Origin of the sequence: Aestuariibaculum marinum (genome assembly GCF_014596975.1) — a bacterium.
In the GTDB taxonomy this organism is placed as follows: domain Bacteria; phylum Bacteroidota; class Bacteroidia; order Flavobacteriales; family Flavobacteriaceae; genus Aestuariibaculum; species Aestuariibaculum marinum.
This window is the reverse complement of the sequence record NZ_JACVXD010000009.1, coordinates 95185-110929: the sequence shown is the minus strand read 5'-3', so window position 1 is coordinate 110929 and position 15745 is coordinate 95185. Positions and strand designations below refer to the sequence as shown.

The following is a 15745-nucleotide window of genomic DNA, read 5'->3' as shown; positions in this document are numbered from 1 at the left end:
TCATATTAGAGTAAGAAAGAGGGACTTTAGTCCCTCGTGTAACAAACCTATGGACTTCAAGTCCATAGTGGTTTAGTTCAAAGTGTTTAATTCAGTATCATGTTCAGCTTCGTATGGAGTTTTTCCTTTTTCAAAAATACGGGCTGTTAACTTCCCTTTTAAAACAATAGAATCGCCAGAAACTCGTAGCCAGCTTCCTTCACGTAAACCGACAACAGGTTGCGGATTAAAACCATGAAATTCTTTTATTCTTGTTTCTCTGGTTTCACCCATATGTTTACTATTGGTGTCAGGGTCTAAGTAATGTGGGTTAATGTTAAAAGGCACCAGAGCCAAAGCGTTAAAACTTGGTGGATAAACAATAGGCATATCGTTAGTTGTTCTGATGGTGAGTCCGCAGATATTACTCCCCGCACTTGTTCCAAGGTAAGGTGTTCCACTTTTTACGGCTGTTTGTATGGCTTCAATTAAATGGTTTCTGTATAACTGATCGGTTAAAACAAAAGTATTTCCTCCTCCTACAAAAATAGCTTCAGCATGTGTTACAGCTTCCACTGGGTTTTCAAACTCATGTATGCCTTTAATCGCTTTGTTAATTTTGGCAAAAGCTGTTCTTGCAGTATCAGTGTACGCATCATGCGAAATACCTCCGGGTCTGGCGTAGGGGATGAATAAAATGGAGTTGGCTTCATTAAAAAGGATACTTAATTCGTCTAATATATATTCTAAATACCCACTGCCGTGTATGGTTGAGGTACTGGCAATAATTATATTTTTCATGTGATTGTTTTGTTTGGCAAAACTACACAAAATATTCTGTTGGTTTTCATAGTAAGTTTCAAGCTAAAGTCTTATTTTTAAGAATGAAATGTTATTTTAAACTTGTAATACCGATGTAAAATTAGCTAAAGTGATATTTCAGATGAATTTTAAAAAAATATAATTTTCAACCCATGAAGAAAGTCCTGTTTTTGGTTTTATTAGTGAACAGTTTTAACCTATTCTCTCAAGATTTTAAACGTATTGAGGTAGACGGGAAGATTATTGTAGAAAGTAACGACGTTTACGGTATTACAATTTATAATGTGTCTTCTAATAAAGTGGCTGTGACCAATGAAAAAGGGGAGTTTAAGATTGATGTACGATTAAACGATAAAATTGAGGTAGGTGCTTTGCAATTTGAAAATTTAAAATTTGAAGTTAACGAAGCGATTATAGCGTCCAGACAAATGAAAATCTTTTTAATTGAAGAAATTAATAAGCTTGATGAAATTATTCTTTCGCCCAATAGTCTTACAGGAAATTTGCAAACTGATATTGAAATGACTTCAAAATTCACGCCGAAGATGGATGCGCTGTATTTTGGTATTAAAAATAAGGAGGAATTTGATTTTAAGCCGGATAGTCAAACACAGGTTGATAATATAGCCACTCCAACACAACACATTACCATGATTAATGGTCTTAATATTGTTAATGTGGTCGATCAATTATTATTGCCGTTATTTCGTTCAAAAACTCCTGAAAAAGAAGAAAAAGGTATTCCTGAAGTGCCTCTTGAGTCTGTGAAATACTATTTCAGTTCTACGTTTCTAACCGATAATTTTGGTATTCCTGAGCACCGTGTCGAAGAATTTATTCATTATGTACAGGCTAGTGATTTCGATTATTCTTTATTAAGTTATGGTAAGGAAATGGAGTTTTTAGAACATCTGCATGCTAAAAGCGTTGCTTTTTTAAACGAAAAGTAGTCTTAACATCCTTTTTAACAAAAGTTTAAATCCGTTTTGTAATTTATTTAAGAGATGTTAGGCGTTCTTTAGGTCTTTAAATAAATTGATGCCAATCGTTCAAAAGTTTATAGGTCTAAGTTTCATGCTTTTTACCTTTTTCGGTTTTTCACAGGCTGTTGAAATATCGGGGGTGGTAAATAGTCTGGGAGATGTAGAAAATATTCATGTGCTTAACAAAGCGGAACAGGCATTTACTATAACTAATGCTACTGGTGAATTCAAAATTGAGGCCAAACTTAATGATACCATTCAATTTTCGTCGGTTCAATATCAAACCAAATATGTGGTGGTAGATCATCAGGTCATGTTGTTTAAGGCGATGCGGGTCGTGTTAGAAGAGCATGTTAATCAGTTAGATGAAGTTGTGGTTGGAAAAGTTTTAACAGGGAATTTATTATCTGATATTGGCAATGTTGATGGTAAGGTGCCTATTAATTTTTACGATGTAGGTATTCCCGGCTATACTGGAAAAAAGAAAACACAAAGTGAACGACGGCTAAGTCAGGCTGGCGATTTTAAGCCTAAAATGATACCGGGTATGCTTTTAGGAGGCGGTTCTTTCGATCCGTTAATAAACGCCATTACGGGAAGAACGAAAATGCTTAAAGCACGTGTAGACCACGAGGAACGTGATAGGCTCATGCGAAATATAAAAGCCCGATTAGCATCCGATTTTTTCAGGTCTAATCCTTTAGAAGAAGAGTCTAGAATGGATTTTTTCTATTACTGTGCCGATGCGCCTAACTTTGTTAAACGTTGCAAAAACCAAACCGATTTTAAAATCCTGTTATTTTTGAGAAGTAAGTATCGAGATTATATGAAAAATAGGACAGAAGGAAATAATTAATCCGTTTTGGTACGCCTTTTGAAAGCATTTAAATACTTACATTCGTAATTTGTATATAACTTAATAGAGCAAATGAAATTTATAAAAGCAGCACTTCTTGTATTCGCATTGTCGTTTTTCGCATTTACAGCGGTTCATAAATATTACATTAGTGTAACCCAGATAAATTATGTAGAAGAGAAGCAATCGGTTCAAATTATATCGAGGATATTTATTGATGATTTTGAAAAGCTATTACGAGAGCGTTATGATGAAAATATAACACTGGCAGGACAAAATGAATCTGAATCTGTTGATGCTTACATGGAAAAATACTTAAAGGATAAGCTCGTTATAAAAATTAACGGCGAGCCTGCAAACTTAAATTTTATAGGTAAAGCTTACGATGTAGATATCGCAAAGTGTTATCTGGAAATTGAAAATGTGAAACACATAGAAACCATAGAAATTACAAACGAAGTGTTGTTTGATGTCTTCAGTGAGCAACAAAATATTGTAAAGACCAATATTAATTCAAAACAAAAAAGCGTCATCTTATTTCCACAAAAGGCAAAGGTATTGTTAAAATTTAACTAAATAATAGTTGTTTATTTTATTATTCGTTGCAATTTGGCGTTTTTTGTGATAATCATTTAATGATTTTTTAACACAACTAAAATTCATTTAAAAATTAACATTATTCACATGGTGAGATTTAAGTATTATTTACTGTCTGTATTTTTTGTTTCTGCTGCAGCTTTTGCGCAAGAGCAAGAAAAACAGGAAATTAAAAAAGGGCATACAAATACTAATAAGTTTAGGCAATTGTATGATGAGTTTTCAACCCCTAACATGTACAGAGCTGCATCTGGAGCTCCTGGTACAGCTTATTATCAGCAACAAGCCGATTATAAGATGGATATCGTTTTAGACGATAAAAATCAAACAATTTCAGGGTATGAAACCATTACTTATACTAACAATTCACCAGACGATTTAAAATATTTATGGGTTCAGTTAGATCAGAACATGAGAGCGAAAGATTCGAAAACACCGCTTATAGAAGGTTCTGGTGTGTCCGATGTGTTACGCCCTTCACAGTTTGTCTCTAGCTTTATGAAAGAACCATTCGATGGTGGTTTTAATATCGAAGAAGTTTCAGATACGAGTGGAGATCCGTTAACCTATATGATTAATAGAACCATGATGCGTATCGAGTTACCTGAGGTTTTGGAAACAGGTGATAAATTCTCTTTCAATGTAAAATGGTGGTATAATATTAACGACCATGTTGATGGTCGTGGTCGTAGTGGTTATGAATACTTCCCTAAAGACGGAAACAGAACCTATATTATTGCGCAATTCTTCCCAAGAATGGCGGTTTACAACGATGTTGAAGGCTGGCAAAACACGCAGTTCTGGGGACGTGAGGAGTTTGCTTTACCATTTGGGGATTATGAAGTGAACATTACCGTGCCTGCAGATCACATTTTAGATGGAACTGGTCGATTAACCAATCGCAAAGAAGTGTTCTCTAAAAAAATGATGGAGCGCTACGAACAGGCACAAAAGTCGTACGACAAACCTGTAGTTATTGTAACTCAGGAAGAAGCTGCTGCTAAAGAAAGTCAGTTTGCTGAAACCACAAAAACGTGGAAGTTAAAAGCAGAAAATGTTCGTGATTTTGCATTTGCAACGTCAAGAAAATATATCTGGGATATGATGGCTGTAAAAATCGGAGATCGCGATGTGATGGCCGTATCATTATATGCTAAAGAAGGAAATCCGTTATGGGGTGACTGGTCGACAAAAGTGGTTGGTAGTACTTTAGAGTCTTATTCAAGAATGACTTTTGATTATCCTTATCATAAAGCGATTTCGGTTCATGCGAAAGAGCAAGGGATGGAGTACCCGATGATTTGTTGGAACTACGGTAGACCAAATGCCGATGGGACTTACAGCGACCGTACGAAATACGGAATGATGGGGGTTATTATTCACGAGGTTGGACATAATTTCTTCCCTATGATTGTAAACAGCGACGAGCGTCAATGGACCTGGATGGACGAAGGGTTAAATACGTTTGTGCAGTATGTGGCAGAGCAGGATTTTGGTAAAAAATATCCAGCAGCTTTATCTGTTGGTCATGATGATTTTCCTTCAGATCGCGGACCTGCAAGAATGATTGTACCTTATATGGGGGGGGATCAAAATTTTATCGCACCTATCATGAGTAAAGGTATTAACGTATACCAGTTTGGAAATAATGCATATGGTAAACCAGCTACGGCCTTAAATATTTTAAGAGAAACGGTTATGGGACCTGAGTTATTCGACTATGCATTTAGAGAGTACGCGCACCGTTGGATGTTTAAACACCCAACGCCAGAAGATTTCTTTAGAACCATGGAAGATGCTTCAGCATTTGATTTAGACTGGTACTGGAGAGGTTGGTTTTATACTACAGATTGGGTAGACATCGGTATAAAAGATGTTAAAAAATACTTTGTGTCTTCTAAGCCTAACAAATACATAAAAGACTATTTGGCAAAATCTGGAGGCTCGGTTAATAACTTAGTGCCGTTAGTATTCATGGTAGAAGAAGGTAGTGAAGATTATTCAGAGGATTTAAAAGAAGGAACTTTAGTTGATAATTCAACATCGCTTAAAGAATATTTAATGGACAACTTTACGCCGGAGGAGCGTAAAAACATTAAAGAACCTAAGTACTTTTATAACATTACGTTTGAAAAACCAGGAGGATTGGTAATGCCGATTATCGCGAAGTATACCTATGCCGATGGAACTTCAGAAACGGTGACTTACCCGGCACAAATCTGGAGATTAAACGATAACGAAGTAAGTAAAGCCATTGCTTCAGATAAAGAAATTGTAAGTATTGAAATCGATCCGAAAGAAGAAACTGCCGATGTCGATACCACAAACAACATCTGGCCTAAGAAGGAAGTTAAAAGTGATTTCGATCAGTTTAAACAAAAGATAAAATCATAAATCATAAGAAAAGCCAACGCGAATGTGTTGGCTTTCTTTTTTTAACGAAACTCTTAACACATTTTCCGTTAAGAATATTTTTTAATCTGCTTAACAACTTCCTATATTTGTACTGTGATACTACAAACAACATTTTTATTCATAAGCGGGGCAGAGATAGCATTCATCCTATTTATTGCTATCATGGTGTTTGGAGCCGATAAGCTCCCAGAGATTGCTCGTGGTTTAGGTAAGGGGATGCGCACCATTAAAAATGCGACAAACGACATTAAACACGAAATCACTAAAAGTGCCGAAAGTAATGGCATAGATACCAGCTTTGTAACCGATATTAAAAAGGAAATCGACAGCGTAAAAGACGATGTTGAAGATTTCGCAGGTTCGGTAAAACGTAAAATGTAATTAGTCTTTTTTGGGCGTTACCCAAAGGTCGCGCTTTACGCACTACACGGTAGTTTGCTTCAATCGCTAACGCAAACTAGGTTAAAATCCTTTGTTGTGTTAAATTTCAATTCGCGTCATTCTAACAATAGGAAAAAATCTTATTTTAAATAACTAAAAAAGATGCTGAAACAAGTTCAGCATGACAAGTGTGTATAATAACCGTCAGGTCGAGTGATTTTATGGGACGAGAAATTGTATCGAGACCTTTTTAGCCTTCTAACAATCTATTTCTTCCTGCTAATCGTTAAGCCATCACGAATAGGTAACAATACTGTTTCAACACGAGGGTCTTCCTTTAAAAGCGTATTGTATTCTAAAACAATTTTTGTCGAATGGTCTTTCGGGTCTAAAGGTTCAACCACTTTTCCATGCCACAACACGTTATCGGAAATGATAATCCCACCCGGATTTAATTTCTCGACAACCAGATGAAAATAATTTACATAATTCGGTTTGTCGGCATCGATAAAAACCAAATCGAAGGTTTTATCTAAAGTTGGGAGAATATCTATCGCACTCCCTAAATGTTGAACTATTTGATGGCCGTACTCCGATTTATCAAAATATTTGCGCTGAAAATCGACCAGTTCTTCATTGACATCAATGGTATGTACTTCACCATCTTTTTGAACACCTTCTGCCAGACAAAGCGTCGCATACCCTGTGAAAGTTCCTAATTCTAAAATGTTTTTAGGGCGTACCAATTTCGAAATCATACTCAACACACGGCCTTGATACGGACCGCTAAGCATAATAGGCTGTAATATTTTTTGGTAGGTTTCGCGAGTGAGTTGTTGTAATAATTCCGGTTCGTTTTCAGAATGTGCAACCACGTAATCGTCTAAATCTTCAGGTAAAAAATACATATGGGTGTGCTTTTAAAACAGATTGCAAAAATAGTATATTTTAAATGAAAATGCAGTTTAATAACCGTATTTGCAGTTCGCCCGAATATCCTTTTTATTTCTGTACCTGTAAGCTTTCTTTGGTGTAGAAATAATTAAATTTACAACCATGAAGAAACGTATATTTTCCCTGATTTTATTTTTTGTAATAATTGGAGCTATATCCTATCTTATTGTATCGCAGCCAAAATATGATTATCGAACAGAAAACTATCCTTCTTTAACAAAAGATGATAATTGGGAATATATTAAAGACCGTTTATTTGATGGAGAAACACCTGTAGTTTACAAACTTAATGGTCCTATATTATTAAAGTTAGAAAATGCGACAAGTAATGACAGTCTTTTGGTTGAAAGGGCTATGGATGAAATAAAAGGCATTCTCCCAGATAAAACTATAGATTTTTACGAACGATTTATAGGAATGTCATCAATAGAACTAGATGAATATTTAAGAAGTAAACGACCTCAGGGAGTAATTGGGATTGACAAAGATGTTTATAAAGGTTATAAATATAAAGACATCATTAATTCAACGATATACTTAAGCTTTTATTCGAATGACGAAAGAATTAATTTTGGTAGAATACCAGGTTATGAATATTATTCAATACATAAAAACTCATCTATTCAATCAAAAGGTCCTAATCGCATAGGAGATCAATTTTATGGGCCTACACAGATTCAGTTTTTAATTAAGGATGGGATATTAGCCGATAGTTTCAAGCAAGAATTAATCAGAGCTCATTTAATGAGTGCTTTATGTGAAATTCAGGGAAATAGGCGAGGCGTTGAGCAGTTACCTTCGGTTTATGGTTCAACACAAGAAGGTTTATTAAGCTCAAAAATAACAGCAAAAGATACATTTCTTTTACAAAAACTATATGCTCCAGATTTTAAACAACAGTTTAAAGCATACATGTATAAAACGTATCCTAAAAATTATGCTAATCAATTTTTAAATAAAGAACAAGCAAAGATTCAAACTATTTGGGTATGTTTTTTATTGGGTGTATGCTTTATTTTTATTGGGTTTAATTTATCTTATAAATTTATTTACAAATGGGGTTATTTAAATTATTTTATTCCTGTTTGTATATTGGTAATAGGTTGTTACAATTTGCTTGTAGTTTACTTATATACGTTAAAACCGGAAAATGAAGTAGAGAATCATCTCATAGAGGCTTATTCCCAAGTGTTTTTATATGTAGTTTTTATTTCTATTCTTTTATGGGTATTCGATAGATATGTTTTTAGACAAGAGAGAAACTTTTTGTCAGAAATTATTTTAAAAACTCTATTTACTGCATTTGTATTTGTGATTCCTTTTGTTTTCCTTGGAATGGAAATATTTACATATCATTTTTCAATATTTGTTTTTTTTCCTGTAGTTATAGTATCTTTAGGAAGAGGCCTCCTTATTTACCTAAATCATTTCTCAGAAAACTTAGTTAAACAAAAAGATTTAGAGTTAACTAAGTTAAGGGAGCTCAATGCCAATGCTCAGGTAAAATTGTTGCATTCTCAAATTAACCCGCACTTTTTATACAATGCTTTAAACTCTATTGCGGGATTGGCAACGGTAGATGGCGAAAAAACCGAGCACATGGCCTTAGCGCTTTCCGATTTGTTTAAATACACCATAAACCGAAAAGGCGAAAAGTTTAGCACCATTAAAGACGAACTTGAAATGGTTAATAATTATCTGGAAGTGGAGCAAATACGGTTTGGCGAGCGTTTACAATTCAATATTGAATGCGATGAAAGTATACAAGATGTTGAAATACCTCGGTTTTTAATTCAACCGCTAATAGAAAATGCTGTAAAACATGGAGCCTCTAAAGTTCAGGACAAAGCTTCTATTGGTTTATTTATAAAACAGATAAACCATCAAATCATTATAAAAGTAACCGATAACGGGCCTGAGTTCCCAGATGGTTTAGTCAGCGGGCACGGTTTACAATCGGTTTACGATTTGCTTGAGCTTAGTTATGGCAATCAAGCGCAATTAAGTTGGAGTAACACCCCTGAAAAACAAATTTGTATCAGTATCAATCAAAAGGATTAAAAAAATGAATAACATGTTTAGAACGATTATAATAGACGACGAACCGCCAGCACGATTGCGATTAAAAAAACTGTTATCTCATTTTTCAAACGACATCGACATTATTGCCGAAGCACAATCGGGAGTAGAAGCCCAAGAGTTGATTAATACCTTAAAACCAGATCTCATTTTCTTAGATATTGAAATGCCGGGTTTAACAGGCTTTGAACTTTTAGAACACCTTACGCATATGCCTATGGTGGTGTTTTGTACGGCTTATGACCAGCATTCACTTCAGGCGTTTGAAACTAATAGTGTTGATTATTTGGTGAAACCCGTACGTTTAGAGCGATTAGAAAAAACCATAGACAAACTAAAGCGGTTTAGAGTAACACCTAATGATACACATCAACTTTTAGACTTGGTTAAAACTTTAACCGAGAAGAGAGACGAGAAAGTCATGACTTCTCTAACTGTAAAAAAAGATGAAAGGTTAATGTTTATAAAGTTAGACGACATTACATATTTTGAATCTGATGAGCGTTATGTGTTGGTACATACATCTAAAGGAAAATTTCTAACCGAACAGTCTTTAGCTAAATTAGAAGACAAACTTCCCGATTATTTTTTGCGAGTCCACAGAAGTATTATCATCAATACCGAACATGTTGAAGAGGTGCAAAAATATTTTAATAGCCGCTATACGATTAAACTCAATAATAAAGGTTTATCGCAAATTACTTCAGGAAGAAGTTATTTACAGGCGATAAAAGATTGGATAGAGGTTTAAATAAAATAGGCTGGTGTTAACCAGCCTTCTTTATTTCGTTATCCTAATATTCTATCAACCAATTTTTGTTTCGCGATTTCATCGTCTCCATGCAACCATTGAATTACATTATTTTGCCAGATGGCATCACGGTCGTTTTCCGAAATGATTTTACGTTCAATAGCCAAATCTAAAATTTTACCGGGGTAAGACGATTGCTTAATGCTTTCCATTTCTCCTAGAGGATAGGGGTCATCTAAGCCCATCAACACCTGTTTAACACCTTGGTTTTTTATCAATAATTCTAAAGAACCGGTATCGTGCACCAGCGTGTCGAAAAAGATGTTTTTATGACCTACAGCTTTTCTGGGGTGGTGTTTGCCTTCGAACAAGTCCGGACGTCCATCAAACCCTTGTATACGACGCCCCAGATTTATTTGTGCCAATTGCCCACCATGCGCAAAACAGGTTCGCATATTCGGGTACTTTTCCTGATAGCCGTTTAAGGTTAAAAAATGATAAGCATCCGCACATTGTGCCAGCATCCAGATGAGGTGAAAACGCCAGGAGGTATTTTCAAGTTTAATAAACTTTTCACCATCATACGGGTGAATTTCTACAGCCAAATTGTATTTATTAGCAAGCTCAAAAATAGGTTCGTTTTCTTCATCAAAAATGCAACGCCAGGTTCCAATAGTATCCATATAATGGGTTGGTAAACACAATAAACTCATGCCGTTTTCTTCCACGCAACGTTCTATTTCCCAACACGCGCTACGCACAAAACCAGGATGCACAACAAACCCGCAGGTAAATTTATTTGGGTACTGATGCTGAATTCGGGCATTAAAATCGTTTTGAAAACGCAGGGCCTGTTTCATTTCTTCAACTCGTAAACCATTGCCATAAAGTTGCGACAGGTTTAAAACCACAGCATGATCTATTTTAAAACGCTCCATCCATTCCAGTTTTTCATGAAGGAAAAAACTCGAATCGGTTACCGGGCGTTTCCAGTCTTTTTGAAGCATGAATTTCCGGTCTTTATCCACCCAGAAAATGCCTTTTTTACGCATGAAATCGGGGATTTCCTCTGGGTAGGGAAGCAAATGAGAATGCCCGTTAATTCGAAGTTTACGTTGTTCCATAATTATCGTTCAAACCTGTTTTCAGAATCAAAAAATTAGTTTTCTATTTTTACTTTTTTTGGTGGTTCCATGGTTGCACCACAATTCGGGCAGGTACGTTTTTCAAGGTCATTATAATACTTGTCGAATATTTTAGGCATATCGATTTCAATATTCTCCAATGTAAAATCTTCTTCATAAAGTTTGGTGGTACAGGTTTCGCAAAACCACATAAGAGCATCCTTCATGCCTGTAGGTCGTTTATATTCAATTACTAAACCAATAGTGTTAGCGCCCCGTTGCGGTGAATGCGGAACTTTTGGAGGCAATAAATAAATATCTCCCTCTTTAATATGTACATCTTTTGGAGTACCATTATCAATAATTTTCAGAACAATATCACCTTCAATCTGGTAGAAAAACTCAGGTGTTTCGTTGTAGTGGTAGTCTTTTCTGCTGTTAGGTCCGCCAACAACCATCACAATAAAATCGCCATCTTTCCAAACCACTTTATTGCCTACTGGTGGTTTTAAAAGGTGTCGGTTTTCTTCAATCCAGGCTTTAAAATTTAAAGGAGAAACTAATTTACTCATGGTTCTATGTTTTGTGCGTGCCCCTTCGGGTCGGGCTTTCTGTGCTACATGGTAGCATGCTGCAAATACCTGTATTCACGAATTCATTAATTTTAAATTAATAATTAATGAGTAATCCCTCACGCAATGATTCTTTTCTAAAGTTACAAACTTTTTGTGCGTCCGCCATCAACAGGAATGTTAATTCCGGTTATATAACTGGCAGCTTCACTCGCTAAAAATACAATGGCATTTGCAGTTTCCTCAGGTTTAGCAAAACGTTTGGCTGGCGCGTAATTTTTCATAATATCAGCCATTTCTTCAAAAGTCCGACCTTCATTTTTTGCTTTAATCTGTATGATTTCGTTTAGACGTTCGGTTTCTGTAAAACCAGGAAGCACATTGTTTACTGTGATGCCAAAGGCGGCAACTTCGGTAGCTAGTGTTTTACTCCAGTTACCAACGGCACCACGAATAGTGTTACTTACTCCAAGTCCGGGAATAGGTTCTTTAACCGAGGTAGATATAATGTTTACAATACGCCCAAAACCTTCGTCTTTCATAAACGGTATCGTCGACTGTGCTAATACATGATTGCATTTTAAATGTTGAATAAAGGCATTATCGAATTCATCAAGACTAGCGTTAATTATTTCACCACTTCGTGGGCCACCAGTGTTATTGATAAGAATATGAAATCCGTGGTGTTTTTCAATATACTTAATCACTTGTTCCTGTAAATCTCTTGGGTTAGAGAAATCGGCAACAATGAAATCGTGTTTATTGCCATGTGGTAACTCTAAAATAACTTGTTTTAATTTGTCTCTATTCCTCGCCACTAAGGTGACTATAGCGCCTTCTTCGGCTAAAGCTATGGCTGTAGCTTTTCCTATTCCAGCCGTACTACCACAAACTAAAGCGTATTTGTTTTTTAAGTTTAAATTCATTTAATTTTTTATGATAAGGTTTAGTTTAATGTCAATATTTTATACATACATTTTTAGCTTCAGTAAAAAAGCGTAAGGCTTCAAAACCACCTTCACGACCAACCCCCGAAGCTTTTATGCCACCAAAAGGTGTTCGTAAATCTCGTAACATCCAAGTGTTTACCCAAATGATTCCGGCTTGTAATTGATTACTTAAGCGCATGGTGCGTTTTAAATCGTTAGTCCAAAGGGTAGCCGATAAACCATATTTTACCTGATTGGCCATTTGTAACACGTCGTCTTCAGTATCAAAAGGCATCATAGTAACCACAGGACCAAATATTTCTTCCTGATTTAGCTGGCAATCATTAGTATTCACTTCTATAATAGTTGGTTGTAAATAATAACCATTTTCATAACCTTCAACAGTCACTTTATTGCCGCCGCACAAAATGGTATGATCCTTTTTAGCAATTTCAACATAGCTTAGCACTTTTTCAAGATGTGATTTCGATACCAAAGCACCAATATCTGTTTTGTAATCTGAGGGGTGTCCAACTTTAAGGTGTTTTACTTTGTTTATAAAGTCAGTTTTAAATTGGTCGTAAATAGTTCTTTCTACAAAAATGCGACTGCCACATAAACAAATCTGTCCTTGATTAGCAAACGACGATTTTACCGTTGTTTCTAACATGTCCTTATAGTCGCAGTCGGTAAAAATGATATTCGGATTTTTACCACCAAGTTCTAAAGATAATTTTTTGAATAAAGGAGCAGCTGTTTTGGCTATATGTGCTCCGGTTTTTGTACCTCCTGTAAAGGAAATAGCTTTAATATCGGGATGTTCAATAATGGCTTGTCCTGTTGTAGAACCTAACCCATGAACAATATTTAAAACGCCTTTAGGCAAGCCTGCTTCGTTACAAATGTCTCCCAGTAAATAAGCTGTTGCAGGAGTGATTTCACTGGGTTTGGCAACCACACAATTACCAGCTGCAATCGCAGGTGCAATTTTCCAGGTAAATAAATACAACGGAAGATTCCATGGAGAAATACACCCCACAACTCCAATGGGTTGTCTTAAGGTATAGTTTACGGCATCTAAACCAATGCTTTGATGACTTTCACTTGAAAACTGAGTGATGGCATGCGCAAAAAAACGGAAGTTACTGGCAGCTCTTGGTATATCAATAGTTTTGGCTAAACTTAACGGTTTGCCATTGTCTTTACTTTCCATTTCCGCAAAGCGATCTAAATTGGCTTCAATGCCTTCTGAAATTCTTATTAAAATATGGCTACGTTCCTCTAAAGTAGTTTGCGACCAACTAGGAAATGCCGATTGTGCCGCGATGTATGCATTGTCGACATCTTCTTTAGATGAATTTGGTATACTGCCATAAATTTCACCATTTGCAGGGCAGTAATTGTTTAACCATTTATTTAACAATGGATCGTGAAAATTACCGTTTATGTAGTTTTGAACTTTAAGCATTACAGTTTTTTATATAATCTAATGTAAATATTATTTGATGTAAAATCTTTGACAATAGTCCATTTAGACTTATCAAATAAAGTGTCAATAAATTCATCTTCTACGTTGAACGTATTCGAGTAGACAATTAATGAGTCTTTTTCAAGGTTAACATTTTTGAAACGAATTTCATCTGAATCAAGGTCGGTATATTTAAATGAAGATGAATTGGGGAAGAATGAACCTATAGTTTCTACTTTAAGGTTGTTTTCTTTTATGTAATTAATCATTTTTTTTCTTGTAGAATAATAATTCCAATGTAAAGTTGTAGCATCCCAACCTTGAGCTATTTTTTCGGGATATAATAAAAAGTGTCCAAAAATTAAAGATAAAAAAGAAAGAGTATAGACTAACTTTTTTCCGTTTTTGAATAGGTCAATCCATATTACAACAAGTATTATTGTAGTTGTGATAATGGGCATTAAATATCTATGCCCAAAAGGATTTCGATAAATTACAATAATTGGAAAAAAAACAATACATTGGCAAGTAATTATTAAGAATAATGTTTTTAGATTTTCATTTTCAAATTGTCTTTTTTTTATTAATTTAAAAATAAAAAATGTGAAAACAAGAAAGATTGTAACCCGGCCAAAGTCAATTAATCGCCAAATAAATAGGCCGCTATTTCTTAAAATTTCATAGGGAGAGGCGAATTCTGCTGATTCTTTCCAAGCGTTACTAACGGTATTGTGTATAACCCAACCTTTCTCTAAGTAGAAGGAAAATAGAAAAATAATAATGCTTAAAATTCCAGGTATAAAGCTAATAAGATTTTTTATTTTTAGATTTTTTTTATTGTAAGAATAATTATATAAAATATAAAATAATAGAATTCCGCCTCCGCAAATCGTTCCTCGTAAACTAACCATGACTAAACCTAAATAAGCAAAAGCAAGTAATATGTTTTTTCCTTTTAGAATTGCATTAATGCATAGAAAGAAAAAAAACATAAGCATTATATCAAAAGTAATCAAAGACAATTGCGATAGAAGTGTTGTGTCTGCTATAACAAAAAGTAGTATTAATATTCTTAAGTTATTTTTGTTGGTTAACATTTTTGTTAGATTATTAATTTGCCATAGCAAACCTAGTATAAAAGGATACATAGCTAAATGACTAATAAATAAAGATTTGCTAAATATTTTCCATATTATGGCAAAATATAGGGGAACGAATGTTGGATGTCCAGTAGCCAACATGTCAGGGATATAAAAATTGGAGAAATTTGTGTCATAATACCAGTTTGCAGGTACAGATATTTGAACGATATTATCCCAATAAAATGGAAAATTTAAGCTAAATACTGTTAAACCAATTGAAAAGACTAATAGACAAATTTCTATTTTATTTTTTGATAAATAATTTATTATGAAGTTCATTTTTTGTTAGAAAGTTTTTTATAAGCCATCACTTTTATTTCAACAACTAAATCGGGGTGAGGTAATTGGTGAACCGCAACCGTTGTTCTGGTTGGTCCGGTTTCCTTATCGAAAAAGTCAGCGTAAGCTTTGTTATAGCCAGCAAAATCATTCATATTGACTAAAAATGTTGTTACGTCAACCACATCCAGAAGTGTAGCACCTTCTTTTGCTAAATTTTTTTCAATGTTTTTTATAACCTCACGAGTTTGAACTTCAATGTTTAAGTGCTTAGTGCCCATGTTGTCAATAATATCAACGCCAGCAATGGAATTATTAGGGCGTCGGGAACTGGTGCCTGAAACAAAAATGAAATCGCCCACGCGTTTGGTATGCGGATAGGCGCCTCGGGGTGTTACAGCTTCGCTTTTCATA

Annotated in this window: 15 protein-coding genes; 7 read left to right on the top strand and 8 right to left on the bottom strand. The window is 35.0% G+C overall.

Going from position 1 to position 15745, the window contains the following annotated elements:
* Positions 1-72 precede the first annotated feature (72 nt).
* The gene (gene pepE, locus ICJ85_RS13670; protein ID WP_188224362.1) at positions 73-780 is read right to left on the bottom strand and encodes a dipeptidase PepE; all 708 of its coding nucleotides are present in this window, start codon (positions 778-780) and stop codon (positions 73-75) included.
* 173 nt (positions 781-953) lie between these two features.
* Here pepE and ICJ85_RS13665 point away from each other — a divergent pair, with 173 nt between their 5' ends.
* The 5 genes from ICJ85_RS13665 to ICJ85_RS13645 all read left to right on the top strand — a co-directional run bounded on the left by ICJ85_RS13665 (position 954) and on the right by ICJ85_RS13645 (position 6033).
* Positions 954-1751 (top strand): hypothetical protein, encoded by a 798-nt coding sequence (locus ICJ85_RS13665; protein ID WP_188224361.1) that lies wholly within the window; start codon positions 954-956, stop codon positions 1749-1751.
* An 88-nt stretch (positions 1752-1839) separates the two neighbouring features.
* Complete coding sequence (locus ICJ85_RS13660) at positions 1840-2640, top strand: carboxypeptidase-like regulatory domain-containing protein (RefSeq protein WP_188224360.1); 801 nt, start codon at positions 1840-1842, stop codon at positions 2638-2640.
* Positions 2641-2712: 72 nt separating this feature from the next.
* Positions 2713-3216, top strand: coding sequence for a DUF6702 family protein (locus ICJ85_RS13655; RefSeq protein ID WP_188224359.1), 504 nt, complete (start codon positions 2713-2715; stop codon positions 3214-3216).
* 108 nt (positions 3217-3324) lie between these two features.
* Positions 3325-5631 carry a M1 family metallopeptidase gene (locus tag ICJ85_RS13650; protein ID WP_188224358.1) on the top strand — a complete coding sequence of 769 codons (2307 nt, stop codon included), beginning with the start codon at positions 3325-3327 and terminating at the stop codon, positions 5629-5631.
* Between the two features lie 114 nt (positions 5632-5745).
* The gene (locus ICJ85_RS13645; protein WP_188224357.1) at positions 5746-6033 is read left to right on the top strand and encodes a Sec-independent protein translocase subunit TatA/TatB; all 288 of its coding nucleotides are present in this window, start codon (positions 5746-5748) and stop codon (positions 6031-6033) included.
* A gap of 266 nt (positions 6034-6299) precedes the next feature.
* Here ICJ85_RS13645 and ICJ85_RS13640 read toward each other — a convergent pair whose 3' ends face one another.
* The gene (locus ICJ85_RS13640) at positions 6300-6941 is read right to left on the bottom strand and encodes an O-methyltransferase (RefSeq protein WP_188224356.1); all 642 of its coding nucleotides are present in this window, start codon (positions 6939-6941) and stop codon (positions 6300-6302) included.
* Positions 6942-7089: 148 nt separating this feature from the next.
* Between ICJ85_RS13640 and ICJ85_RS13635 the strand changes: the two genes are divergently transcribed.
* Together ICJ85_RS13635 and ICJ85_RS13630 are read left to right on the top strand one after the other, a co-directional pair.
* The gene (locus ICJ85_RS13635; protein ID WP_188224355.1) at positions 7090-9048 is read left to right on the top strand and encodes a sensor histidine kinase; all 1959 of its coding nucleotides are present in this window, start codon (positions 7090-7092) and stop codon (positions 9046-9048) included.
* A gap of 4 nt (positions 9049-9052) precedes the next feature.
* The gene (locus tag ICJ85_RS13630; RefSeq protein ID WP_188224354.1) at positions 9053-9817 is read left to right on the top strand and encodes a LytR/AlgR family response regulator transcription factor; all 765 of its coding nucleotides are present in this window, start codon (positions 9053-9055) and stop codon (positions 9815-9817) included.
* A 38-nt stretch (positions 9818-9855) separates the two neighbouring features.
* Here ICJ85_RS13630 and ICJ85_RS13625 read toward each other — a convergent pair whose 3' ends face one another.
* From ICJ85_RS13625 to ICJ85_RS13600, 6 genes are all read right to left on the bottom strand, one after another.
* On the bottom strand, positions 9856-10941 hold the full coding sequence (locus ICJ85_RS13625; protein ID WP_188224353.1) for an amidohydrolase family protein: 1086 nt from the start codon (positions 10939-10941) through the stop codon (positions 9856-9858).
* A 35-nt stretch (positions 10942-10976) separates the two neighbouring features.
* Complete coding sequence (locus tag ICJ85_RS13620; protein WP_188224352.1) at positions 10977-11513, bottom strand: 3-hydroxyanthranilate 3,4-dioxygenase; 537 nt, start codon at positions 11511-11513, stop codon at positions 10977-10979.
* A gap of 143 nt (positions 11514-11656) precedes the next feature.
* Positions 11657-12439 (bottom strand): SDR family oxidoreductase, encoded by a 783-nt coding sequence (locus ICJ85_RS13615; protein ID WP_188224351.1) that lies wholly within the window; start codon positions 12437-12439, stop codon positions 11657-11659.
* A gap of 31 nt (positions 12440-12470) precedes the next feature.
* Positions 12471-13910 carry an aldehyde dehydrogenase gene (locus ICJ85_RS13610; protein WP_188224350.1) on the bottom strand — a complete coding sequence of 480 codons (1440 nt, stop codon included), beginning with the start codon at positions 13908-13910 and terminating at the stop codon, positions 12471-12473.
* Positions 13910-15331: a hypothetical protein gene (locus tag ICJ85_RS13605; protein ID WP_188224349.1), complete on the bottom strand. Its 1422-nt coding sequence runs from the start codon at positions 15329-15331 to the stop codon at positions 13910-13912. Before ICJ85_RS13605 ends, ICJ85_RS13610 begins: the two co-directional genes overlap by 1 nt.
* Positions 15328-15744 (bottom strand): RidA family protein, encoded by a 417-nt coding sequence (locus tag ICJ85_RS13600; protein WP_188224348.1) that lies wholly within the window; start codon positions 15742-15744, stop codon positions 15328-15330. Before ICJ85_RS13600 ends, ICJ85_RS13605 begins: the two co-directional genes overlap by 4 nt.
* Between the last annotated feature and the right edge of the window lies 1 nt (position 15745).

Coding starts and splice junctions, on each gene's coding strand:
- pepE (WP_188224362.1), bottom strand. CDS start 780: ATGAAAAATATAATTATTGCCAGTACCTCAACCATACACGGCAGTGGG.
- ICJ85_RS13665 (WP_188224361.1), top strand. CDS start 954: ATGAAGAAAGTCCTGTTTTTGGTTTTATTAGTGAACAGTTTTAACCTA.
- ICJ85_RS13660 (WP_188224360.1), top strand. CDS start 1,840: ATGCCAATCGTTCAAAAGTTTATAGGTCTAAGTTTCATGCTTTTTACC.
- ICJ85_RS13655 (WP_188224359.1), top strand. CDS start 2,713: ATGAAATTTATAAAAGCAGCACTTCTTGTATTCGCATTGTCGTTTTTC.
- ICJ85_RS13650 (WP_188224358.1), top strand. CDS start 3,325: ATGGTGAGATTTAAGTATTATTTACTGTCTGTATTTTTTGTTTCTGCT.
- ICJ85_RS13640 (WP_188224356.1), bottom strand. CDS start 6,941: ATGTATTTTTTACCTGAAGATTTAGACGATTACGTGGTTGCACATTCT.
- ICJ85_RS13635 (WP_188224355.1), top strand. CDS start 7,090: ATGAAGAAACGTATATTTTCCCTGATTTTATTTTTTGTAATAATTGGA.
- ICJ85_RS13630 (WP_188224354.1), top strand. CDS start 9,053: ATGAATAACATGTTTAGAACGATTATAATAGACGACGAACCGCCAGCA.
- ICJ85_RS13625 (WP_188224353.1), bottom strand. CDS start 10,941: ATGGAACAACGTAAACTTCGAATTAACGGGCATTCTCATTTGCTTCCC.
- ICJ85_RS13620 (WP_188224352.1), bottom strand. CDS start 11,513: ATGAGTAAATTAGTTTCTCCTTTAAATTTTAAAGCCTGGATTGAAGAA.
- ICJ85_RS13615 (WP_188224351.1), bottom strand. CDS start 12,439: ATGAATTTAAACTTAAAAAACAAATACGCTTTAGTTTGTGGTAGTACG.
- ICJ85_RS13610 (WP_188224350.1), bottom strand. CDS start 13,910: ATGCTTAAAGTTCAAAACTACATAAACGGTAATTTTCACGATCCATTG.
- ICJ85_RS13605 (WP_188224349.1), bottom strand. CDS start 15,331: ATGAACTTCATAATAAATTATTTATCAAAAAATAAAATAGAAATTTGT.
- ICJ85_RS13600 (WP_188224348.1), bottom strand. CDS start 15,744: ATGAAAAGCGAAGCTGTAACACCCCGAGGCGCCTATCCGCATACCAAA.